The sequence below is a fragment of the Sulfitobacter sp. R86518 genome, from assembly GCF_042466275.1.
Classification (GTDB): Bacteria; Pseudomonadota; Alphaproteobacteria; order Rhodobacterales; family Rhodobacteraceae; genus Sulfitobacter; species Sulfitobacter pontiacus.
Window position 1 is genome coordinate 2,115,574 of the sequence record NZ_JAXHCA010000005.1, and the last position, 21,169, is coordinate 2,136,742.

Annotated in this window: 28 protein-coding genes, 1 pseudogene and 1 other annotated feature; of the genes and pseudogenes, 9 read left to right on the plus strand and 20 right to left on the minus strand. The window is 52.3% G+C overall.

Annotation, left to right across the window (positions count from 1 at the left end):
- Positions 1-2: 2 nt before the first annotated feature.
- On the plus strand, positions 3-1,022 hold the full coding sequence (locus SJY36_RS11210) for a HesA/MoeB/ThiF family protein (protein ID WP_386175104.1): 1,020 nt from the start codon (positions 3-5) through the stop codon (positions 1,020-1,022).
- Between the two features lie 71 nt (positions 1,023-1,093).
- Complete coding sequence (locus SJY36_RS11215) at positions 1,094-1,870, plus strand: GNAT family N-acetyltransferase (protein ID WP_386175107.1); 777 nt, start codon at positions 1,094-1,096, stop codon at positions 1,868-1,870.
- Between the two features lie 77 nt (positions 1,871-1,947).
- On the opposite strand, the gene SJY36_RS11220 is transcribed toward SJY36_RS11215, so the two are convergent.
- Positions 1,948-2,238, minus strand: a complete 291-nt coding sequence (locus SJY36_RS11220) for a hypothetical protein (protein WP_386175110.1) — start codon at positions 2,236-2,238, stop codon at positions 1,948-1,950.
- A gap of 23 nt (positions 2,239-2,261) precedes the next feature.
- Between SJY36_RS11220 and SJY36_RS11225 the strand changes: the two genes are divergently transcribed.
- Positions 2,262-3,496 (plus strand): IS3 family transposase gene (locus tag SJY36_RS11225; protein ID WP_386172136.1). Its coding sequence is split into 2 segments (ribosomal slippage): positions 2,262-2,556 and positions 2,556-3,496, totalling 1,236 coding nucleotides; the frame shifts between segments, so codons are not numbered across the junction.
- Positions 2,549-2,665 (plus strand) — a sequence feature (AL1L pseudoknot). It overlaps the preceding gene by 117 nt.
- Here SJY36_RS11225 and SJY36_RS11230 read toward each other — a convergent pair.
- From SJY36_RS11230 to SJY36_RS11275, 10 genes and pseudogenes are all read right to left on the minus strand, one after another.
- Positions 3,484-3,702 (minus strand): annotated as a pseudogene (locus tag SJY36_RS11230) (type IV secretion system protein B4); the annotation flags it as partial. The gene SJY36_RS11225 and the pseudogene SJY36_RS11230 overlap by 13 nt on opposite strands.
- The gene (locus SJY36_RS11235) at positions 3,692-3,970 is read right to left on the minus strand and encodes a type IV secretion system protein VirB3 (protein ID WP_386175112.1); all 279 of its coding nucleotides are present in this window, start codon (positions 3,968-3,970) and stop codon (positions 3,692-3,694) included. The gene SJY36_RS11235 and the pseudogene SJY36_RS11230, both read right to left, overlap by 11 nt.
- A 7-nt stretch (positions 3,971-3,977) precedes the next feature.
- Positions 3,978-4,268, minus strand: a complete 291-nt coding sequence (locus tag SJY36_RS11240) for a TrbC/VirB2 family protein (RefSeq protein ID WP_386175115.1) — start codon at positions 4,266-4,268, stop codon at positions 3,978-3,980.
- The gene (locus SJY36_RS11245) at positions 4,268-4,846 is read right to left on the minus strand and encodes a lytic transglycosylase domain-containing protein (protein WP_386175118.1); all 579 of its coding nucleotides are present in this window, start codon (positions 4,844-4,846) and stop codon (positions 4,268-4,270) included. The genes SJY36_RS11240 and SJY36_RS11245 overlap by 1 nt, the downstream gene beginning before the upstream one ends.
- A gap of 64 nt (positions 4,847-4,910) precedes the next feature.
- Positions 4,911-5,237 (minus strand): hypothetical protein, encoded by a 327-nt coding sequence (locus SJY36_RS11250; protein ID WP_386175121.1) that lies wholly within the window; start codon positions 5,235-5,237, stop codon positions 4,911-4,913.
- Positions 5,238-5,783: 546 nt separating this feature from the next.
- The gene (locus SJY36_RS11255) at positions 5,784-6,116 is read right to left on the minus strand and encodes a hypothetical protein (protein ID WP_386175123.1); all 333 of its coding nucleotides are present in this window, start codon (positions 6,114-6,116) and stop codon (positions 5,784-5,786) included.
- 3 nt (positions 6,117-6,119) lie between these two features.
- Entirely contained in the window at positions 6,120-7,247 is a 1,128-nt protein-coding gene (locus SJY36_RS11260; RefSeq protein ID WP_386175125.1) for an OB-fold nucleic acid binding domain-containing protein, read from the minus strand.
- Entirely contained in the window at positions 7,248-8,417 is a 1,170-nt protein-coding gene (locus SJY36_RS11265) for an aminotransferase class V-fold PLP-dependent enzyme (RefSeq protein WP_386175128.1), read from the minus strand.
- Positions 8,386-9,078 carry a hypothetical protein gene (locus SJY36_RS11270; RefSeq protein ID WP_386175131.1) on the minus strand — a complete coding sequence of 231 codons (693 nt, stop codon included), beginning with the start codon at positions 9,076-9,078 and terminating at the stop codon, positions 8,386-8,388. Before SJY36_RS11270 ends, SJY36_RS11265 begins: the two co-directional genes overlap by 32 nt.
- Positions 9,075-9,773: a type 1 glutamine amidotransferase gene (locus SJY36_RS11275; protein ID WP_386175134.1), complete on the minus strand. Its 699-nt coding sequence runs from the start codon at positions 9,771-9,773 to the stop codon at positions 9,075-9,077. Before SJY36_RS11275 ends, SJY36_RS11270 begins: the two co-directional genes overlap by 4 nt.
- 50 nt (positions 9,774-9,823) lie before the next feature.
- Here SJY36_RS11275 and SJY36_RS11280 point away from each other — a divergent pair, with 50 nt between their 5' ends.
- Complete coding sequence (locus SJY36_RS11280) at positions 9,824-11,239, plus strand: L-tyrosine/L-tryptophan isonitrile synthase family protein (protein ID WP_386175137.1); 1,416 nt, start codon at positions 9,824-9,826, stop codon at positions 11,237-11,239.
- Positions 11,240-11,247: 8 nt separating this feature from the next.
- Entirely contained in the window at positions 11,248-12,048 is an 801-nt protein-coding gene (locus SJY36_RS11285) for a Stf0 family sulfotransferase (RefSeq protein WP_386175140.1), read from the plus strand.
- Positions 12,049-12,154: 106 nt separating this feature from the next.
- Here SJY36_RS11285 and SJY36_RS11290 read toward each other — a convergent pair whose 3' ends face one another.
- Together SJY36_RS11290 and SJY36_RS11295 are read right to left on the minus strand one after the other, a co-directional pair.
- Entirely contained in the window at positions 12,155-12,367 is a 213-nt protein-coding gene (locus SJY36_RS11290) for a hypothetical protein (RefSeq protein ID WP_386175143.1), read from the minus strand.
- A 2-nt stretch (positions 12,368-12,369) separates the two neighbouring features.
- A complete protein-coding gene (locus SJY36_RS11295; RefSeq protein ID WP_366140679.1) occupies positions 12,370-12,669 on the minus strand; it encodes a helix-turn-helix transcriptional regulator in 300 nt (99 codons plus the stop codon).
- Between the two features lie 71 nt (positions 12,670-12,740).
- Here SJY36_RS11295 and SJY36_RS11300 point away from each other — a divergent pair, with 71 nt between their 5' ends.
- The gene (locus tag SJY36_RS11300) at positions 12,741-13,382 is read left to right on the plus strand and encodes a hypothetical protein (RefSeq protein ID WP_386175147.1); all 642 of its coding nucleotides are present in this window, start codon (positions 12,741-12,743) and stop codon (positions 13,380-13,382) included.
- Here the strand turns inward: SJY36_RS11300 and SJY36_RS11305 are convergent.
- The 7 genes from SJY36_RS11305 to SJY36_RS11335 form a co-directional block, all read right to left on the minus strand.
- A complete protein-coding gene (locus SJY36_RS11305) occupies positions 13,379-14,191 on the minus strand; it encodes a topoisomerase DNA-binding C4 zinc finger domain-containing protein (protein ID WP_386175150.1) in 813 nt (270 codons plus the stop codon). The genes SJY36_RS11300 and SJY36_RS11305 overlap by 4 nt on opposite strands.
- An 82-nt stretch (positions 14,192-14,273) precedes the next feature.
- On the minus strand, positions 14,274-14,876 hold the full coding sequence (locus tag SJY36_RS11310; RefSeq protein WP_009827082.1) for a plasmid pRiA4b ORF-3 family protein: 603 nt from the start codon (positions 14,874-14,876) through the stop codon (positions 14,274-14,276).
- Entirely contained in the window at positions 14,873-16,513 is a 1,641-nt protein-coding gene (locus SJY36_RS11315; RefSeq protein ID WP_386173297.1) for an IS66 family transposase, read from the minus strand. The genes SJY36_RS11310 and SJY36_RS11315 overlap by 4 nt, the downstream gene beginning before the upstream one ends.
- A 59-nt stretch (positions 16,514-16,572) precedes the next feature.
- Complete coding sequence (gene tnpB / locus SJY36_RS11320; RefSeq protein ID WP_009827084.1) at positions 16,573-16,923, minus strand: IS66 family insertion sequence element accessory protein TnpB; 351 nt, start codon at positions 16,921-16,923, stop codon at positions 16,573-16,575.
- Entirely contained in the window at positions 16,920-17,315 is a 396-nt protein-coding gene (locus tag SJY36_RS11325) for an IS66-like element accessory protein TnpA (protein ID WP_009827085.1), read from the minus strand. The genes tnpB and SJY36_RS11325 overlap by 4 nt, the downstream gene beginning before the upstream one ends.
- Before the next feature lie 28 nt (positions 17,316-17,343).
- Positions 17,344-19,236 (minus strand): UvrD-helicase domain-containing protein, encoded by a 1,893-nt coding sequence (locus tag SJY36_RS11330; protein ID WP_386175153.1) that lies wholly within the window; start codon positions 19,234-19,236, stop codon positions 17,344-17,346.
- A 21-nt stretch (positions 19,237-19,257) separates the two neighbouring features.
- On the minus strand, positions 19,258-19,596 hold the full coding sequence (locus tag SJY36_RS11335; RefSeq protein ID WP_386175156.1) for an Arc family DNA-binding protein: 339 nt from the start codon (positions 19,594-19,596) through the stop codon (positions 19,258-19,260).
- A gap of 84 nt (positions 19,597-19,680) precedes the next feature.
- Between SJY36_RS11335 and SJY36_RS11340 the strand changes: the two genes are divergently transcribed.
- From SJY36_RS11340 to xerC, 3 genes are read left to right on the plus strand one after another with little or no spacing between them, the layout of a single operon-like run.
- Entirely contained in the window at positions 19,681-19,875 is a 195-nt protein-coding gene (locus SJY36_RS11340) for an Arc family DNA-binding protein (protein WP_082626233.1), read from the plus strand.
- 24 nt (positions 19,876-19,899) lie between these two features.
- Positions 19,900-20,091, plus strand: coding sequence for a hypothetical protein (locus SJY36_RS11345; RefSeq protein WP_058243072.1), 192 nt, complete (start codon positions 19,900-19,902; stop codon positions 20,089-20,091).
- The gene (gene xerC, locus SJY36_RS11350; protein ID WP_386175161.1) at positions 20,088-21,119 is read left to right on the plus strand and encodes a tyrosine recombinase XerC; all 1,032 of its coding nucleotides are present in this window, start codon (positions 20,088-20,090) and stop codon (positions 21,117-21,119) included. Before SJY36_RS11345 ends, xerC begins: the two co-directional genes overlap by 4 nt.
- Positions 21,120-21,169: the final 50 nt, after the last annotated feature.

Below are 21,169 nucleotides of genomic sequence, written 5' to 3' on the forward strand. Positions count from 1 at the left end.
TTATGCTACCGCCTGAGGCGAAGATTGCTTTCCCGCGTGACGTGCATATTAAGTGGCAAAAGTGCGCTTGCTGGATTGTGTCAGAAACGACGGCGCTTAAGATAGATGGCGACACCGCGGCATTAGAAAAGGTGACGTCAGCACTTACGTCTGGAACGACCTTTCAATCCATTCTCGCGACATTTGATCCGGATTGGGTTACGGCGTTAATGCGGCAACTATTGTCCGACAAGCTGCTATTGGTTGAAGTTGAACCGGACGAAATCAACGAACGCCACAACCAGACTTACGGTTGGCTGTCCAGTCTTACTGCGCGGCCTCAACGTGCGCTCAAAAGGCTGCAGCGCGCGCATGTGTGCGTGATTGGAGTTGGAGGATTGGGCGGGCAAGTGTTGGAACACTTGGTGGGCAGTGGTGTAACCAATTTTGTTTTGGTGGACGGTGACCGCGTTGAGAGGTCGAATCTCAATCGGCAATACCAGTTCAACATGACAGACATCGGTAGCAGCAAGGTCGCATCAACTAGAAGTGCGCTATTGGCTAAGGCACCCGATTTGAATTTGACGATCATTGACCGCTATATTGTGGGGCCAGGAGAATTCGACGTTTTGAACGCTTATACCTTGGATTTGATAATCAATTGCGCTGACACTCCAAATGACATCGAAGCGTTGGTTGCGGACTTTGCAGATCGCCAAGGCGCAGCTTTCCTGACCGGAGGTCTAGGGTTGAATCGAGGCTATTGGGGGCCACTTTTGAAAGGCCAGGCAAATGAAAAATTACGAAATTTAAAGTCTTCTATACAAGCGGAGCTTTCAGATGATCTGCGCGATTGGTCTGGGGAGCATGTTTGCAGGTCTTCTCATGGGCCTTACAATAGCATGATAGCTGCCATGATGGCGTCGGATGCAATTCATTACTTGACTCGTCTGCACCGCCCTCGTAGCGCCGATACTAAGTGGGTGATTGACTTTCAAACGATGGCGGTGACCGAAATCGCTCTGGGTGAGAAGCAGGTTTAGATATGGATCCAAGTAGCAACGCGACTGCTGGCAATCTAGATGCCGCGGCACGAGAGAATAGCCTATGTGCTATGGTTCAGGCCAGTGAGCGAGTATTGATGAAGGCCATTTGCAGCTATAGCGAGAGCGACGGTTATCGGACCTACAAGGCGGAGGAATTTCCCGGCTTTTATGCGGGCAACGGTTTGGCGATTTCTCAACCAGCAGCCCGAAATATCCAAGGATGGGTTGCAGCTTTTCATGAAGAATTTCCGGCTGCAGACTATGCCCATGTAACGTTGTCGTTCGAAGATTGTTCTTTGCCTGATACTTTGCGCGTTGAAGCTGAGGAGGTGGGGTTTCATTCAATAACAGAGGTTTATTTGGTGGCTCGCTGTGCGGATGTTGCGAGCAACAGCTTGGATGAGGGGTTTCGCGATCTTTCAATGAGTAAACCGGATGACCAATCTGTTCTTAGACTACTTCATTTGGACGAAGCCAGTGACCAAAACTGGTTTGAGGACGAGAATTCATTTTATGACCTTTTTGCCAAGACAGTCGTTGTATCCCGCAGAACAGGTATCTCTTGGCTTGGAATCCCTCATGCTGAAAAGCCGGACCAGCTAGCCTCGGCGCTTGGGTACTTTGATGCTGGTGGTCTCTGCCGCTTGCAAGACGTTATTACTGCAAGAGATAGCCGAAATCGCGGACACGCATCAGCGCTGATCCGTGAGGTGGCCCGCCGAGCGCTAAAAAGAGGCACCCCAACGATCGGCCTAGCCGCTGAAAAAGGTGGGACGGCAGAAATGCTATATGAGAGACTTGGCTTCTTCCCGGTTGGAACTAGCGATGTGTTGATGAAGTTCTAAACAACAAATGGGCTGTACAGGAGTTTCCCGTCCGCTAGCGACGCTCTAATCCCTTGAAAACTTTCGGTTTCAAGTAGTCACTTTTTGCCGTTGGAAACTGCTATTATTGCCTCGCTGGCATCAGAACAAAGGTATGCTACGATCACTTCTTCGATGCGCGGTAGATATTTCGGCAACGCTCCCCGATTGACCTTACGCGGATGGGACTTGGCGCTGATCTTCCGGTCATCCGGCTCGTCCTCGACGAGCACAGCTTTCTGGACGGCCTCAATACTCGAATGAAATTCCGCAGTGACGGCGTGACGGCCGTTAGAGCGCAGCGGCTTTTTGGTTTCCTTCTGAATCGCCCCGAGTTTGTCGGAGACCATCAACTTAAGTAAGGATGATGGTTATGACAAAAAGCAAAATGGCAAATCGCTACTCGCCAGAGGTCCGCGCTCGCGCGGTCCGAATGGTGTTCGAGCATCAAGGCTCCTACGAAACGCAGGCGGGCGCGATCGCGGCCATTGCACCCAAGATCGGCTGTATTCCCCAAACCTTGAGCGGATGGGTCAAGCAGGCTGAGAAGGACAGCGGCATGCGCGACGGAGTGACAACCGAAGAGCGTGATCGCATCAAGACGCTGGAACGGGAAAACCGTGAGCTGCGCCAAGCGAATGAAATTCTCCGCAAGGCATCAGCTTATTTTGCGCAGGCGGAACTCGACCGCCCACTCAAGCGATGATCGGCTTCATTGATGATCAAAGGGCTGTTTACGGTGTCGAGTCAATCTGCAGGGTGTTGCCGATTGCGCCGTCAACTTATTACCATCGTCTGGCATGCCTCGCTGATCCGGCCAAAGCTTCTGCCCGGTATCAGCGGGATACAGAGCTGCGCCCGGAGATCAAACGTGTCTGGGATGAGAATTATCAGGTCTACGGGGTGCGCAAGGCCTGGCATCAGTTGAAACGTGAGGGCTTTGAGGTTGCAAGATGCACGGTGCAACGGTTGATGAAACAGATTGGCATCCGTGGGGCTGTGCGGGGCAAGGTGGTCAAAACAACCGTGCCTGACACGTCAGCGCCTTGTCCGCGTGACAAGGTGAACCGCGTGTTCCGAGCACCAGCTCCGAACCTTCTCTGGGTCAGCGATTTTACGTATGTGTCGACGTGGCAGGGCTTTGTCTATGTGGCCTTCGTCATCGATACGTTTGCTGATCGCATCGTCGGATGGCGGGTCTCACGATCCGCCAAAACGGACTTTGTTCTCGATGCTTTGGAGCAGGCCCTGCATGACCGACGGCCGGTCCAGAAAAGTGGATTGGTTCACCATTCGGATCGCGGCGGTCAATATTTGTCCATTCGTTACACCGAGCGTTTGGCTGAGGCTGGCATCGAACCGTCGGTAGGCAGCGTCGGGGATTCCTATGATAACGCCCTCGCTGAGACAATTAACGGTCTCTACAAAACAGAGCTGGTCCATCGCCAAGGACCGTGGCGCAACATGCAGGATCTGGAACTGGCCACCCTCGGCTGGGTCGATTGGTTCAACAACCGGCGTCTACTTGGTCCCATCGGAAACATCCCGCCAGCAGAGGCTGAACAGAACTTCTATGCACAGCACGACGTGCTCGATATGGTCGCGTGAAATGAAGCTATAGGTCTCCGGTAAATCCGGGGCGATTCAATGCTGTTGACGCCATCAAGGCGTAGGCACTGTAACAGAGCATTGCCGCGCGTGCGGACCGTCACGTCATTCACGAGGCTGACATATGGAAGCATGCTGGCCATCGGGCGCTCTTTGCGCGCCCAGTCCGGTAGCACGGCAAGATCATCCGAAGGATCACTGAGCATAGCTGTCCCCTGAATGGATCTTGCGGTTTGGCGTCGGGGGCGTTTCCTGCAGGGCGGTGACCATCACCTCAAGAAAGGCCGGATCCCAATCTGCCGCTTTCCACAACGCGGGATAGGCCAGAGCGGCAATGATGATCACCGGCCAGCTCTGAACCCACAGAAACAGCAACACAAACCCGAACAGCCAAACCATGGCATACATGATGGGCAAGCCGATGAGCTTTGGCGGCCGGATCAGGCCCAGGAAGAGGCGGGTTTGCGTTGCCATGCCGGATTTACGCGCCCCAGATGGCGGTCACGATGGTGGGCGCAGCTGCGATGCCTGCAATGGCAACAAGCACCCAGAGGGCTTGGCGGAAATCCAGAATGCCAAAGAGCCAGGAGAGGAACACACCAATCAGGGCCAAGGTGCCGATAACAATGCCCAGGGGACCGGTGATCGTGTCGACGATGCCTTGCAGCAGGTTTTGGACCGGCGAAAGGTCGATGCTCTGCGCAATGGCGGGATTGGCAACCATCAAGCTGGCCAGAGCCAGCGACAGGATCGTGCGGATTTGTGTGTGCATCAGGAGGCTCCAGTCAGTCGATCACGCACGGCCATGACGCGGCGCACGTGATTTTGGGTTTCTTGGTAGGGAGGGATGCCGCCGTGACGCGCGACCGCGTCTGGCCCCGCGTTGTAGGCGGCAAGAGCAAGCTCAGGCGTGCCGAACTGCGCCAGCATCATGAGAAGGTAGCGTGCAGAGCCATCGAGGTTGGCCTGCCAATCATGGGGATCCACACCGAGTTGCGCGGCCGTCGCGGGCATCAACTGCCCAAGGCCAATCGCGCCTGCGGAACTGCGCGCGTTCGGGCGATAGGCGCTTTCAATCTCGATATTCGCTTGGAAGAGCGCCTGCCATTCGGAAACAGACAGACCCGCGCGGCGCAATGCGGGGTGCCCGCCATAGCGATGTGCGGTGCTTTCAAGGGCGTCGAGGATTTCGGGACGCGGGATCGCGCGGGCAGGTGTGGGAGGCTGTGTTTCAGGCTCAGGCGCTGCAAACACGATTAGCTCTGGTGGGTTTGCACCAATCCCGTCGACGTAGCTTTGCGCGAAACCTGATTGCGGTGCTTTGGTCTCCAACTGACCATCTGCACGCATGGAAAGCACGAAGCCTTCAGAATAGGCGGGGGCAGCAAAGAGTGCTGCGAGGACGGCAAGTGGTTTAGCCCGCGTCGTCCAGTTTGTGAGAGGCGACTTTGCCCTCAAACATGGGGATAGAAATGATCGAAGCGCCGAGCCCGGCAAGGAAGCTGGATAAGCCGTTGATTGTCTTGAACTCTCGCGCAGCCATGTTGTTGCGCGCGGTAACGAGCAAGCGGCGCGTCTCGCCGTCTGGCGAGACGCAATGCACGGTCCAAACCCCGGACCACTGGGCACCTGTACGTGTGGGCGTAACTCGGCACACGACATCCGCCGAATGTCCTTCGGCAAGCAGTGTGCGCAGCCCTTCTTCGCTGACAACATTGGGGGCGTCTTGCATCAAATTCATAGGATCGAGCCTTGCAGAATTGTGCATTGGCCCGGCAGTCCCTCATGGACTACCCAACCGATACAATATTATAATTATGCAATCAATAGGTGTATTTTGATGTAGTGCACCTTTCATGCTTTGAAACGAATTTACTGCAACGGAGTGGCTGAGCCAAGATAATATGGTGCGTTTGAAACAAACATGGGTGGTTATGGTCGTTCTGAGTTGGGGGTCAGCTTCGATCGCGGGCAGTTGCCTGCCGCCCGTGCCGCCCTTTATGCCGACCAATACCGATGACGTGGGGGCTAACCTGTTGCTGCGAAACGTAGAGTTCTATTCCGCGGACGTCGACTAGCATTTTCGTTGCGTAGACCATGAGCTAGGTGCGGTCTTCGAACAGGCGCTTGGGACAAGTGCAGGTTCGGCGCGTGTTTGGGGGCGTGAATGAGGTGTAGGAATTATGAAAAAACCAAGCTGGCACGAAACTGCGTAGAATTGTGTCAACTATATTTCCTGCACGATTTACCCGGCTTCATTAAAGGGCTCCAGCGCTGACCAAGATATCTACTCTTCGTTCTTGACGCCGTATCCTAACTCAACGAGTTTTAGCCAAACACGAACTTGCTTATTCCATCTATTTTCCAGCTTTTCTCGGATGTTGAAACAAATCCTGTCTTTCGATTTGATGCGGTCCGCAAAAAAGTGCGCGGTGATGACTAGTTCCACTTCACCGATGAGTGCGCCCTCAATCTCGTGAATTCGCAAACTTATGTGACTTTCATCCATTGGCCACTCCTCGACGCTAAGTTCATCGGCAACGAATTGTCTTAGGAAAAGAATCTCATCTCTTGCATCACCCAATGTCTCTCGGTGCCCAAATATATCTAGAATCGGCATGGCTCAATCATCCCAAAAAGTTGAGGTTCGCAAAGACCTGAAGGGCGCGGTCGAAAACAACCCCAGTAGATGTTCAGTGTGTATAGTCGTTGTAACAACTTTCAAGGCATCGAACCGAACTTCGAGTGTTGCCTCAGCGAGAGTGTATCGATTGCCCTCATGTTCTAGAGCGATCCGTGCATAATCGACGATTTCCACATCTGACAGAGTTGTTGCTTCTACCGTTGGTAGTCGTTCGGGGATGGCCGGAGCCTTTACTCTTTGTACAGTCAGGCCGTCTCCAAACAGCTTTGAGTTGGGCCAATCTGCTTCCGACAACTTATATGATCTCTCTTCGAAGATTTTAGAAATGTCAGGGAGCGCGTTTCCAGTTCTCGAGAAAATATCAGTCAGACAATCCATTGCGGTCGTCCAAACAGGTTGAAGTGGCACGTTGGCATCAATAGGCTGGCGCTCCACTGCAAAAACTGTTGTGGCTTCTGTGCTTGAATGGACATCACGATAACTTGTTGAGAGGCATTTGCTTGTGGCGAATATCGATTTGTAGCCAGTGGAAATGAGAGCTTCAAATAATTGGGGCAAAGGCGACGGTACAAGAAATACGTTGTGGCCGAAGCCTGGATACTGAGCGCGCAACGGCTCAAGTCCATTGCCCCTCCACTCCGTAGACATCAGCCTTGGCTCAATTTCTAGAAAACCCAAAGATCGAAGCTTCTGTTCCAAAACTTGTACTATTTGAGCCTGTATCATCAACGTACCAGACGCAAGATATGGTTTATCTCCCAGTTCATGGGAGTTCTCCGCGTTTATCAACACTACTTCAGGGGGATGTGACGCAAAAATCGACGTGGTCTTCGAACTATCGCTTTCTCCTACAGACCCTTTCACTGCGATGATGTCACCTTTCCGGAGGGATACGCATTTGTTTTCGTATTCATCATCTGTGAAGCGATCTGCACTCATTAAAATTTGAATTTTTCCTGTTACATCAACTAATTCAATGAATAGCGTTCTGCCAGCTTTCTTTCTCTTAGTGATGATACCCCTAAGGCTTGCAGACTGCCCGTCAGCGCCATTGGCTTCAAAGTGACTGTGCACGTCACGAGCGTAGCGTAAAATAGTTTCTAACATTTATATCTTTTCCGTAGCCCTAATGAATTTTTCTATATCTTCATTAGAATTTATATAGTGTGGAGACACCCTAAGCAGAGTTGGTAGACCCTTGTTGGTGAAATCCCATGGGGCGTCCCAGTCACTCAAAGTTGAAACGTTAATATTAAGGTCCGCGTAATACTTTTTTAATTCAGCTGCATCAATTTCGTGACTATAGAAGGTTATAACACCGCTCTCTGAGTTGCCACCGGGGTACAGAACAAGCTTTGGGTTTTTTGACACTGCATCAGCTATCATCTCTCGAAATTCCTGGATCGCAGAGGTGATTGCACCCTTAGCATTCGCTGACATATATTCGAACATAGCGTTTGCCAAACCGAGTTGCCCTGCTAGTGAGCGTTCCCATGTTTGAAGTCGTTGTGCTTTCTTAAAAAACGAAACCTGGGAGCCTGATTCAGGGGATGCCAGCCAATCGGCGTTCGCTAAGTCCACCGATACGGACTGAAGCGAAGTAGCAAATCTATCATTTGCATAAATAAATCCAGTTCCCCGTGGTCCCCTTAGCCATTTTCTTCCAGTACCAACGAGCGCGTCGCACCCAATATCATCAACTTCAACGTCAAATTGCCCCACTGATTGGCATGCATCAAGCAGATAGAACGCTTCACTACCTTCAAGCTGCTTTCCGATTTCTCGAGCGTTTATTACGCTACCATTCTGTGCCGGTGCGTGCGACAAGGCTACCAGCTTAAGCCGCTCATCAATATGGTCATCAAGATGTTGAAGATCGAGTTTTCCATGATTGTCCAAATCAAGGACGATTAGTTCCGCGCCAGTGCGTTCAGAAAGTGCTTGCAACGAAACTACATTGCTTCCGAACTCTGTCGAGACCGTAACGATTTTGTCGCCTTCACCAAGTTTCATGGAGAACAAAATCGTGTTCCAAGCGCGAGTGGCACTATCTGCAAACGCAATTTTATCGGGTTGACACTTGAGCAATTTAGCCGCCGTCGAATAGAAATCCTCTATTCTGTCGTGTTCTTGTGCAGCTGCTTCGTAGCCCCCGATTTCTTGTTCAAGTCGCAAATAGGAAATCATGACGTCAAGAGTTTGATTGGACACAAGAGACGCGCCCGCATTATTGAGATGTATTCGATTAGCCATCGTTCTTGAAAACCTTTCGTGCATTTAAAACTATGTCGACCAAGGCCTTACCTAGATCACTAAGTTCCCAGGCTATCTCGTTCGTCGGTGGGTCAGACAGACGGTTGGCGTCCAATATCAAACCATGGTGCTCCAAGGTCCGTACCATTGAACGTACAACGTCCTTATAGGCCGGGAAACCAGCTATCAGTTTCTCGGGGGACATCACAGAATGTGGATCGTCGATTTTTTTCTGGTCAATGAATAGAAGGACTTCGATGTGAGGCCCCCTAAGTTCTGATAGAATATCAGCGAGAATTTCGGTAGAGCCAAAGTCGCTTGTTTCCTCGTCGCCAAGCGCCTGTGAAATCAAATATGCGATTGCGTTGTCTCGGTCTGGCTGTTCGTGTTTAGACGCAATTTCTAGCAGCCGATGACCTAGGTCAGATACACTTGATTTTTCCATAAGTTTCTTAAAGAAGTCATCCAAGGACAGGCCTGCGAAATCCGCTGCTTTGATTGCCAAAGCTTCCGCACGCTCTTGTCTACGAGCTCTAACTTGCAGCAAATAGTCTGCCAAGGGGCCCACTGCACCGCCAACTACTGCGCCTGCAGGGCCCCCAATTGCCGCTCCAACTAGCGCCCCGCCTGTCGCTGTGGCTAAGCCTTTGCCTAGTTGCTTTTCACCCTCAAATTTCTTAGTCATGTTTTTGTTTCAACTCCGAACCAGTAGCGTAGTAAATCTGCGGTCCACTTTTGCACCGCCGTCTCATAGCGGAACGCCTCTTCTACGTGATGAGCTTTCGATTTCTCACTATGTTGAGTCACTGTACCTTCACCTAGATCCATCCAAGCAGCCACCGTCGTCGGTGTCGCGTCAGGATGAAATTGTAGAGCTAACGATTTATCCACAGAGAAGGCTTGGCACTCAAATTCATCAGTCGAGCCAAGGTTAATTCCCTCCGCAGGGCAGGGCATATCATCCCAATGCCACTGGAAGAACTTTCGGTGGTTCCAGAGATCTTGCGGCGCGGCGGCCGATGGTTTTATTTCACAAAATCCGATCTCAGGCCGTTGGGCTGTCTTCACTGTGGGGGCCCCTCCATAGATCTTGGAAAGCAATTGGCCACCAAGGCAAATACCTATGATTGGCACGCCGTGCTCGATGCAGCTCTCTAGAAAGCGAAGCTCTGGTTGGTAACCCTTTCCAAGGCCTTGTGCCAACGAATCCATCCCGCCGAACACTACGACCCCATCATACAGATCGGACCCGTGGAGTGGCTTTTGCCCCACGAGGAAGTTAACCCTTTCATGGGTGAAGCCGATTTCAGAGAGCGTTGCCGGAAAACGGCCCAGATCATTGTGGTTGCTGTGCGCGATACAAAGTGCATTATTTACCATAAATTGAACCTACTAGGCCTTAGCCAAAATTTGCAAGGAAGCTATGCATCGTGACTGTAGAAAATCAAAAGCTGGTTGAGCCGTTTGGTCATTTTTCTCCACTTTCAAAGCTTGAGCGCATTTGGAGCGCGCGAGTTCCAGGAAAGGCCATCTGCAGGAAAAGGGTTCAGAGCTTTGATCCTTTAAGTGGGGCATCCTTTTCGCCGATGGAGTACTCATTCGAGGACATTGATCACTTGCACGTCAAGGAGGCACCCACGAAAAGCTGGATCGACGATGCGTTCCTGGCATTCGTGAAGGGTGAGTTTAGCAGCGGTGAGGAAAGAAGGCCGGCTCCCGGACTGCCAGAGATCATAGCTGAAAGGTACATCGAAAGAGACATATTTGCTCACTACATGCTTAGTTGCGAGCGTGAGATGTTGTATCCTTACCATGAGGCAACTGACCGTCATACAGATCAGGACCTTTTTGAAAATTTCAAGCGTCTCTTGACCGACGACGGCTTGGGAAACAAAAAGAATGCTGGTTTTGCGCCGTTTGAGGAATTGTCCCGACGAATAGAAGAATGGGCAGAAGGCGAAAACAGGCTTCTCTGTGTTTTACCGTCCTTTCCTTTCAAAGATCAAAGCCGTCTGAGAGTTGGTCCTGCCACAGCAGACGCATTTGATCTTGGTGAGATCGCTCTTCTAATCCGGCTGCATCTATTATCGTTGGCATTTTATCAATTTCATCCTTGGGGCGTTGACTGGCTGATTGCCGCAGATGGGAATTTCTATGCCGATATGTTTGGGATACCACGCGAACAGGCAGAATCTTACTTCGAAAAAATTCGTCTTGAGAGAACTGCAATGAATCTGTCTGGAACCCTTTCGATACTGGATCTTGAGGAGATCATGCTACATTATAGACAAGGTTGTTCTACAGCTTTCGACCGCGACAAGGATCTGATTCTAAATAGAATTCAAGAAATTTCGGTTTCAGATGATGAAAATTTGAGCAAAGCGTTCGCAGTTCTCAAGCGGGGGATGAGGCAGAATCAATCCACTCGAGAGTTTGAAACTTATGTGACTGCGGATGAGCTTTGGAAAATTTGCAACTGGGAATCCCTTCAGGGCGACGAGTCCGAAAACGTTAAAGGGTTACACCGGGACTTAGAAGTGAAAGCAACGGAGATTGCTATTCATTATGCAGCAGAGAACATTGTTCTAAAAAGGCACGATGTGCTGAATAGGGTTTTTCCGGACTCGATGCGAACAACTATCCATGCAAAGGAAGGTCAAGTTGCAGTACCTCAACTTGGTTCATGCTTCCCATGGAATGGGGTTGCGTACATTCCAGATCCAAACAATTTTTCTGCTAAGAGCCTTCAAGTGAAGCGCTTCCATGATCTAACAAGAAAATCGCCACAGCTTGTTGCATACAAGGATCGAATTTCGGGATCGACCTTGTTTTACTCTGACCCTTGAGGGCAATCATGAACTTTGAAACTAATAGGGCTGAGTTTGATTTTCCAACTTGGGGCGGAACACCAAATATCTCATATTTGCTGTTGTCCACGCCTAGAAGCGGTAGCAACATGTTGGTTCGCGCGTTGTGGCAATCTGGGGTCGCAGGAGCACCGGAAGAGTATTTGACAAAGCAGTTTATGGAAGACTTTTCCTTGCGTTTTGCACTTACTAAAGAGAACCTGGTAAGCGAGAATGCATGGCGAAGTGGAGCAGTTGTAGCGTTTGGTAGCATTGAGGAGTATTTTCGGCGTTTGATGGAAGTTAGGACATCGCCAAATGGTGTTTTTGGGCTGAAAATGCACGCCAGTCACTTTTTTTTGGATCACCTCCGGTTAACAAACATTCGTCACCAATTATCTATCGAAAAACTAGTGAGAATACGCCGTCGCGACTGCGTAAAGCAGGCTATATCATTGATTTTGGCTAAGGAAACAAATCAGTGGATTGTTGATCCAGAGTGGAATTCTGTGTCTCAGGAAAAAAGTAGACCGTCTCAATCGATTGAGTACAATCGCAAACGTATTTCTAACACAATCCAGTACTTGAACTGTTTGGAGCTTTTTCTTGATGAGTTAGTTTCTGATTGGGGGTTGCCGCTTAAGACGGTCTATTATGAAGACCTTTGCAAGGACTACAGAAAGGAAATGTTTCGTATTTTTTCATTCATTGGTGTTCCAGTTTCGGAGCGGGTGGACGAGGTCAACATAAAAAGGCAAGTAGATCAAACTAAGGCTATTTGGTACGAAAAATATAATCGAGAGACATAACTTTGCACACTCTGACCGCTTTACGATGGCTGCGTGAAGCCTCATCTGTCCTACAGATTTAGTCGGATTATTAGCGGTTGTGATGACTGTGGCAACTACAACTTGATCATACGTCACCCCTAGCAGCGAACTGGCTAGTATCGGATTCTTCTTTTTGGGTTATTGAGATTTGTATTCTGTGATAGCTGTCGTCAGATAGGCAAGGCTGTAAGTCGCCGTTATCCCACTGATACAGCAGACCGATTTCTTCGCCTGTCTTGATACACGTAATGCGGCCGATGGCTTCGGCCGTTGAGCGAACACTTTCATGTTCGGGCATAACTAGCCCCTCTCGTTAAGCAATTCCTTGGGAGCAACATCAAGGGCAAGCGCAATCTGCTCCAGAATATCGATTGATACTGAATTCTTGGCGAGTTCGATCTCGCTGATGTAGCTGCGGTCCACGTCCGCAGCCAAAGCTAGCTGTTCTTGGCTCATACCTTTGGAATTTCTTAGATTCCGGATATTTAACCCTACTTCTTCCCTCAATCTCATGGCCTGTATTCGGCCAGATCGCTGAGATTGCTCTACGGAATATATTCCACAAAACGCGCGCGAGCCTCGCAAAATGGATACTCGCATATGGTGTAAAGGTGGAGTGTGAACGTAAGCTATCAATAATGTAGTAATGACATCAAAAGGCGTATATTGATATGTGGCGCAGACTTATCAGAAATTGGACTGCCGGAACGGTTTTGGCTTTGCTTTCAACCGTGGCTCCACAAGCGGCGAAAGCCTATCAGGTCGATTGTGCCATTCTGCTTTGCCTGGCCGGTGGATGGCCCGCGTCAGCAGAATGCGCCCATGCCCGTGCCGTGTTTATCCGTCGGATCACGCCATGGCCGATTGAGCCGCCTTTGCAAATCTGGCGTTGCCCGATGGGTGTTTCTGAGCGCGCGCCGCTGCAAAGTACGACCCCTAAAATCTGGGAGGCCAGCAACCAAACAGGTCAGACGCTCGGCCAAATCATCCTGGCTCAGGTGGTCGAAGACGGTGCCGATATCGACATCAGTGGCTTGGAATTCGACTTCGTGCGCTCGATCCGCGTCTGGGATGTGCGGTACTACAGTCATCGCGAACGTGGCCGCGACGATGATTGCTCTGAGAGTTACAACATGCGCCTCGGGACCTACGGCACACAAGGCGAATTCGGCTGGCAACGCACAACACCAGCGGCCGCTCCACAATGGGTCCTGCCGTCACGGCGCTGTTCGTCATCGAACTGGCGGCGCGGGGTGGGTGTTGAATGGGAAGATCACGAAGGCAACCACGGATATGAGTGGGTGGCCTACTAGTGCCCAGTGCCCCTTTTTCCGTTCCCGTTTTGCCGTTTGGTGACTTGTGCTGTTGTTCGACAACGAGGGAAGGAAGAGCACCCAAGGAACGGTTCGTCGTCTGGCCCCATTCGGAGAACCATATTGCCTTGATTGCATGTTGGGCATTTCGCCCTTTCAGCTATGGGGTCTTTTAGTCGAATGGATTTCACTGCAGAAGCGCTGCCTCTACCACCCGAAAGTAGTCGCTTGGTATAATCACATTCTGGATGCGCGCTGCACGCTTCAAACGGTCCAAATCGTCCGTTCTTTTGGCTCAGTGTGCCAGCCCCGCATTTTGGGCAGACCTTCAACGTAGCCTTTTCGCTTTTGATCTCGGTGTGCCCGTCTTTGGCGAGCTCGACGACAAACCTCGAAGGCTTGTCCTGCAATGTGTAGATGCGTGTTTGTCGACGGGCGCGTGTCAGGGCAACATAGAAAAGGCGGCGCTCCTCAGCCAGTGGGAAGTCATCGGGCTCTGGCATCGCGAGCTGCAATGCAGGGTCGTCAACTATTTGGCTTGGAAAACCCATCAAGCCCTCGGTGACATTGAGAAGCATCACATAGTCAGCCTCGAGGCCTTTTGCGGCATGGGCAGTAGAATAACGGAGCTCAAGTTGATCGCCATAGGCGCGCTTCCAGCTGTTGAAGCTGGCGGGATTATCCTTGTGATAACGGCCCAAGAGCATGATGGTGATTTTGTTGCCGTCGGGCACGTCAAGCTGGCCATTTTTGGCGGCACCATGCAGTTGCCTAAGATCTTTCTCAATGCGCTCAAGAGCGCCACTCATCGTCTCAGCTGCAAATGTATGAAGTCCGGCTCTTTCATAAGTGTGTAAGCATTCGGCGAAGGCCGTGGGCGCGCCGTATTGATCAGAGGCGTTTGGGTGCGGCTTTTGGTTTGCGCGGTTTCGGGGCCCATTTCTTTGCAAGACGCTCGAAGTTATCGAGGATGCGGCCGATCTCTGCCTCATCCGGGTCGAACTGCCCCCCATACCATTCCAGCATCTGGCTGTGTTCTTCGTGCTTGGGGTCGGCTATGGCATCGAGGAAGTCAGCGTAGCCGGAGAAGCCACCCACATCCTCCGGAGGGCAAGCACCGATAGCCCTGACAAGGCGTGGATATGCGGCGCCCGCGATAGAGCCATCGATTTTCTCGATCTTGATCACGTGGTGCCAGTTGTCGCCAAAGTCATAGATGTAATGGATGGTCTTGGTTCCCACATCTTCGATCACGTCAAGCAGGCTGGTTTTGCTGGCGGGCATCGGGCCATCGTAAAAACCATCTGGGTCTGGCACGCCCCAGCCGCTGCCACCGGCTCTGAACTCATACAAGTGACTGTCAGTCCATCCCATGGCAGCCTGGATCACATCATGCAGGCGGTTCAGCTTGATCTTGAGGGGCACATCAAAGCGTCGAAGCACCTGAGGCTCGACATCGGACAATGTGACCTTGATGCGCGCGACCAGCGTCATGCAGCAATCCTCTTCAATCCTATGGCGGCCTTCCAATTCCAGGGTAACAGCTCTGGCAAGCGTGACACAGGCATCTCGGGCAGTCGCGCCAAGACGTCTGCCATCCATGCCTGCGGGTCGATGTCGTTCATCTTTGCTGTGACAATGAGGGTATACATGAAGGCTGCCCTGTCGCCACCGCGTTCAGACCCTGCAAAAAGCCATGACTTTCTGCCCAATGCGATCCCTCTGAGCGCCCGTTCGGCGGCATTGTTCGTGAGGCAGAGACGCCCGTCATCAAGGAATGCGGTGAAGGCCTCCCAGCGACCTGTGCCCTCGAGCATGTAGTTGATCGCCTTGGCAACTGGGTTGTGCTTTGACATCCGAGCCCGCTCGGCCTGCATCCAATCATGCAGATCATTGACCATCGGCGCTACCCACTGCTGGCGAGCTTCACGACGCGCTGCATCTGACAGGCCGGTGATGTTACGCTCGGCCGCAAAGATCGCATCGATCCGCGTCACAGCGTCCAGCGCGATGGGCGAGATTTCTTTTGCTACCTTTTTACCTTTGCGGGCTATGGCCTTGATGTCGGCCAGTTCAAAGAACTTGCGTCTTGCGTGGCTCCAACACAGCGCACTACGGACCGGGCCCGGGCTACGATCTGCGAGATACAAATCATTGTAGCCGCCATAGACGTCCGACTGAAGAACACCGTGCCATTCGGCCAGATGCCGTGTCGGGTGTTCTTTCCGGCGATCTGTTGAGAAGTGGAAGAGTGCGGCAGGTGGCGCACCCCCACCCCACGGTCGATCGTCGCGCACATAGGTCCACAGTCGCGCCGTTTTTGCGCCACCACGCGCCAGTAGCGGCACGGTGGTATCGTCACCATGCAAACGGCCAGCATCCAGCACGTGGCGCGCGATTAACGCATGAATGGGGGCCAGCGCCACACAGGTATGGCCGATCAGATCAGCCAAGGTGGACAGGCTCAGATCAATCCCCTCCCGTGCAATGCGCTCGGATTGCCGGTTCAAAGGTTGATGTTGTCCATACTTGTCGAAGGCGATCATCGCGATCAGTTGCGGCCCTGCCCAACCGCGCGGAATGGCGTGGAACGGGGCCGGCGGTTGGCTGATCTTCTCGCAAGCTCGGCAAGTGAACTTCTCGCGGACCGTTTGGATCACCTTCCACTGGCGGGGGATCACCTCCAGCGTCTCGGTGACATCTTCACCCATCTTTACGATCCGGTCCGAGCCACAGCAGGTGCAGGCGGCAGGTGCTTCGACGACGACCCGCTCGCGAGGCAAATGATCGGGGAACGGTTTGCGCACGGGCTTGCGTCGCGTGAAGACACGCACGGCGTTCGCCTTGTCCGCAGCATGCTCAGCTGCCAGCGCATCCTCGGTTGCGGCCGCTTCCAATTCCTCAAGCTGCAATTCCAGCTGATCAATCAGCCGCGTGCGACGCTCGGAGGTGATGCCATATTTGTCACGCCGAAGCTTGGCGATCTCCAGCTTCAATTCTTGGATCATTGCGTCTGTGCAGGAGGCCAGAGCGCGAGCCTGCGCCAATTCGGTTTCCGCAGCCTGCGCACGGGCGGTCTGCGCGGCAAGTGCAGCGCTTAATCTGGCAATTTCGGAAGCGGCGTCGGACATGGCAAATATTTACCACAGAAGCCGCTAAATACCAATAAAAACAGGCGCTTCAGCATAAATTATCCAGCCGCGTTGGGCCTTTGCGTCCAGCGTGGATTGCGCCAATCTATCCCCTCAAGAAGATAGCCCAACTGCGCCGCAGATATCGCAACAGCCGTCCCGTCTTGGCTCACCGGCCAGATGAACTTCCCCGCCTCAAGACGCTTCAAATATAACGACATGCCCACCCCGTCATGCCAGAGCAGCTTCACCAGGTCACCCTTTCGACCTCTGAAGCAAAAGATCTCGCCCGCATGCGGATCACGCCCAAGCCCCTGTTGCACTGTCAGCGCCAAAGTATTCATGCCTCGGCGCATATCCGTCACACCACCTGCAATCCACACCTTCGTTCCAGCCGGAAACGCGATCATGACCGCACCATCAAGCCGTTAAGCAGCTGCGCAGCAGCTTCCATGTCAAAACCTGACGGGATCGCCACACGACACCGCTTTCCGAGATCAATAGTCATGACAGGAGCTTGCGGCGCTGGCGCAGTGTCAGTGCCATCAGAAGCATCTTCGATCTTCATAACGCGCAAAAATTGCGGGCCAGAACCAAGCAATCCATTCTTATGGCGATAACGCCAATCATAAAGCTGAGACCGCGATACCTCATGGCGTCGTGCTACCTCCGCCACTGTCACGCCGTCGCCAAAGCTTTCCTCAACGATACGGATTTTTTCGTCATCAGACCAACGCCGGCGGCGGCCGGTATCAGAGACTGACAAAACTTGAATGCGGGGGGTGTCTTCGTGTGCGTCCATAAGGACACTCGATAAACGATCTCACAGCTCAGCAGCCAGACGGCCCTCGGCGGAGGTTTACATAAGTGTTGGTGGTTTCAACGGTCTTTTTTATTTGGACCGGATTCTTCTGGATGAAGTCGCTGGATGCTTCGCACAAAACCTTAGGGCATCGGAACGTTTTGCTTAGTGTGAGCTGTGTGGCGTTCGGGAATGTTCGGTCGAAACCGGTCATGACAGAAATATCGGCACCAGCGAAACGGTTGATCCCTTGCCAGTCGTCGCCAACAACGCACAAGCTGGCGGAAGCCCCTGCGCTTTCCTTTAGGGCTTTGAGTAAACGTAACTTCGCCTGAGAAACATCCTGAAACTCGTCTGCAAGAACCATGTTGAAGGGGCTTTGATATGTCCCTTCATTGAGGTGCTTGATCGCATCGAGCAACATGTCATCGAAATCGATGCAGTTTTCGACAGAAAGACGCTGCTGCCATTCCTCGGCGACTCTTTCGTAGAGTTTAACGAAGCGCGTTAGCCGGTCGCGGTGGCCACGCTCATGATCAGCAATCTTTTGGCGCAAGTCCCTCGGGCTCAGTCCATTGCTTTTGACATGCTGCTGGAAAGCACGGATCGTCGAGGCTAGTTGCTTGGTTGGAATTGGCTCTTGGCCGGTGGATTTGCGGTTTTCGTCGAATTCTAGAACTTTGCCGTGTTTCTCCAGTTCGGATTTCAGCCGATCCAAGTCGTTACCGTTTCGCAAGCCATGCGAGGTGGTTTCGAATAGCTGGGTTCCTTTTTCGTCGTGTAGCTCCCTTTTCCAGAGGACACCGGAGACATAGTCGCCGGAAAAATGGGCCGGTGCTTTGCCATGCGCGTCTAGCGCAAAATGCTCGTGGTAGAGGTGTAAGCGGGGGTAATAAAAGTCAGGATGGTATTGGGAGTGCGCTTCTGTGGCAGTGTCGTGTTCGTATGCTCGTTCGTACTCATATGGCACGCCGTGGTAGAAGAGAAAATCGCAGACCATGCGCTCTTCTTGGCTCTTCACCAGTTTTCCGTCTGCAGTTGGAATGCTGCCTTTACCTATGACGTCGGTTTGCGGTTGTTTGAGGTTGTCCCACTCATCAATGCCGCGACCGTAGACCGTTCTGAACAGATCCCAGTCAAGCCGGAAGCGGGGATCGCGTTGGCGAAGATCTTCGACAATTTCTGAGATGGCTTGAACGTCTCTACCTGGTTCAACCCAGTCAGCCAACCTTGGCTTTCGCCCGGTGCTCTTTCCGATTACCTCCAGGCCGAAAGCATTGAATGTCTTTACATTAATGCGTTGGACATTGGGAAAATCACCAAGGCGTTCCTTGATGCGAGCTTCCAGTTCGTCCTTTACAGATCGGTTGAACGCAAGAATCAAAATCTCCTCAGGTGGGACCAAGCCTTCTTTTAGGGCATACCCGACACGTGCAACGATAGTTGATGTTTTACCGGATCCTGCGGCGGCAACGATTTGAAGCGCGTTGTCCATGCGGATGCAGCAATCCATTTGCTCATCGGTAAGAGGGTTCCGCTCAACTGACGAAAAAAAATTGTTCAACCGGTCTTTCTGTTTTTTGCTAAAAGTGGCGTTGGCCGCATCGAACTCTTTCGAAAGCGCCTTCTGAAAACGTGGATGCTGCGAAGTGGGTTCAGCGTCTTCGCTCCCGTTCCTAAATGGTGGAAAGCGTCGGATAATGTTCTCGGCCGCACCTCTAGGGACCCACCTATCTGGGTCAACTTCGCCTTCCCACTTTGCTCGCCAGGCGGAGTATTCAGAGTCTTTGGTTATCGAAAGCGTTGGCTCCACTAGCTTTAAGCTAGTGCGTGCCAATTTGGGGCCAGGGTCTTTCGATTGCCCTTTGCCACCAAATAGTAAGCCGCCGAGTACGGCCGTTCCAATAATCCACTCAATCAATTCGAGCTCTTTCCTGCGTGCTTAGCCGCGCTCGTTCTTCGCATCGCCGCGTTCAATAGTGACCATCCGCGCAACTATCTCGTTGGCAATTGTCTCGTAGAGCGCCGCTTGGCGCTCCCTCGCTGAACCCGGTTTGGGTGTTCTGCGTCGTATTCTTTTGGCAAGCCAATAAAGAAGCCTTGCGGCAGGATCGGTGACGTTTTCCGGGACAGGAGCCGGATAGTTTTCTTCGAGAAGGGCAACGACCTCAGCATTCATGCTGCGATGGTTAGCCTCAGCCGCAAGGCGTATTCGATCGCGCAAGCCATCGGGCAGCCGTACGATGAATTTGTCCTGATTTTGAGAGCTTTGTTCTGACATGGTGGCACAGTGCCATAAAAAGCAATTGACGCAATAGTGGCTAAATGCCACTAACAGGGTGTGGTTTCAACCTGGAGGCGTTTCATGAACAGTCGTAAACCAATGCAGCTTCGGCTTCCGCAAGAGCTCAAAGAGTGGATCAAGGCGGAGTCAGATCGCAATGGAAACTCCCAAAACTCAGAAGTGATCCGTGCCATTCGCGCGGCAAAGGACAGACGTTCTGCACCTAGTGCATTTGGAAAAATCACTATGGATCAGGGTGATAATGCGCGTTGTTAACGATGTAAGGGAGGTGCCGATACGATGACCAAAGCAAGTGCACAGACAAAGGCGAAACAGGCAGCCTCGGCCTTCATCCGCGAGGCGCGGGAGGCAGGTTGGCAACGCGCGAAGTTCGAGATCAAGCCTGATGGCAGTGTCATCGTCGATGCCAACATGGTCGCGCCAGACGCTGCAGACGACTTTCTCAACAGTGACTTGAGAATGGGCGAATGACCCGAAAGAGCCTGCCCAAATACGTCTATAATGACAGGGGGTATCTCCGGTTCATCCGGCGTTCGCGCGGTATCTCGGTCATGATGCACGAGGAAGCGGGCACGCCGGAATTTTGGGATCACTACAATCGTTTGCTGAAAGGAAAACCCGCGCCAGCGCCGTTGAAACGCAATTTTGAGGCGCTGATTCTTAGCTACTACGAGAGCGACGCCTACAAAAAGCTGAAGCCCCGAACTCGGTCCGATTATCGGCGGTACATCAGCCACATTCGTGAGATCTGGGCCGACAAAGACCCGGCGAGGATCGAAACCCATCACATTTACGAATTGCACCGCGCCAATGCGGATCACTGGCGGCAGGCCAACTACCTTGTCCAGGTCATGGTCGTCTTGATGAATCACGCCCGGTTGATCGGCTTCATCAAGAAAGAGCACGGCAATCCGGCGAAGGGTATTCCGCTTTTCAAGCAGCAGAGCGACGGCTGGGAGCCGTGGCCAGATGATGTTCGGGAAGAGTTCGAAGCGCTGGCTTCAAAACGGGCGCGGCTGGTCTACGAGCTTTGCGTTGGCACAGGCCAGCGCATTGGCGATGTCGTGAAGATGAGGTGGGAGCACTTCTCCGATGAAGGATTCGATTTCACGCAGGGCAAAACCGACAAGCCTCTTTGGATCCCGCTCACGGACCGCCTGAAAACCCACCTCGAAGGCATTGCGCGAACAGACGGCACTGTCGTGACCGACACCAAGGGGCGGCCAGTGAGCTACCGGATCGTTGCGGAGGAAATGCGCACCATCAAAAAGAAGATGAAGCACGAGAAGGCGAGCTACTACAAAACCCACGGGCTAAGGAAAAATGCGACGATCGAGCTGTATCTGGCTGGATGTGATGACGAAATGGTTAAGGCGGTCACCGGCCCTTCAGGCGTTGAGATGCTGAAAAAGTACGGTGGGCCGATCCGGCAAAGAGAACTTGCGAAGCGCGCTCAAGAGGCAAGAAATCAAATGGAACGAAGCAAGACCGAACCGTGAAAGTTTCAACGGTTGTTTCAAAAATGGCAGTGAAGGAGAGTAAGGATGAC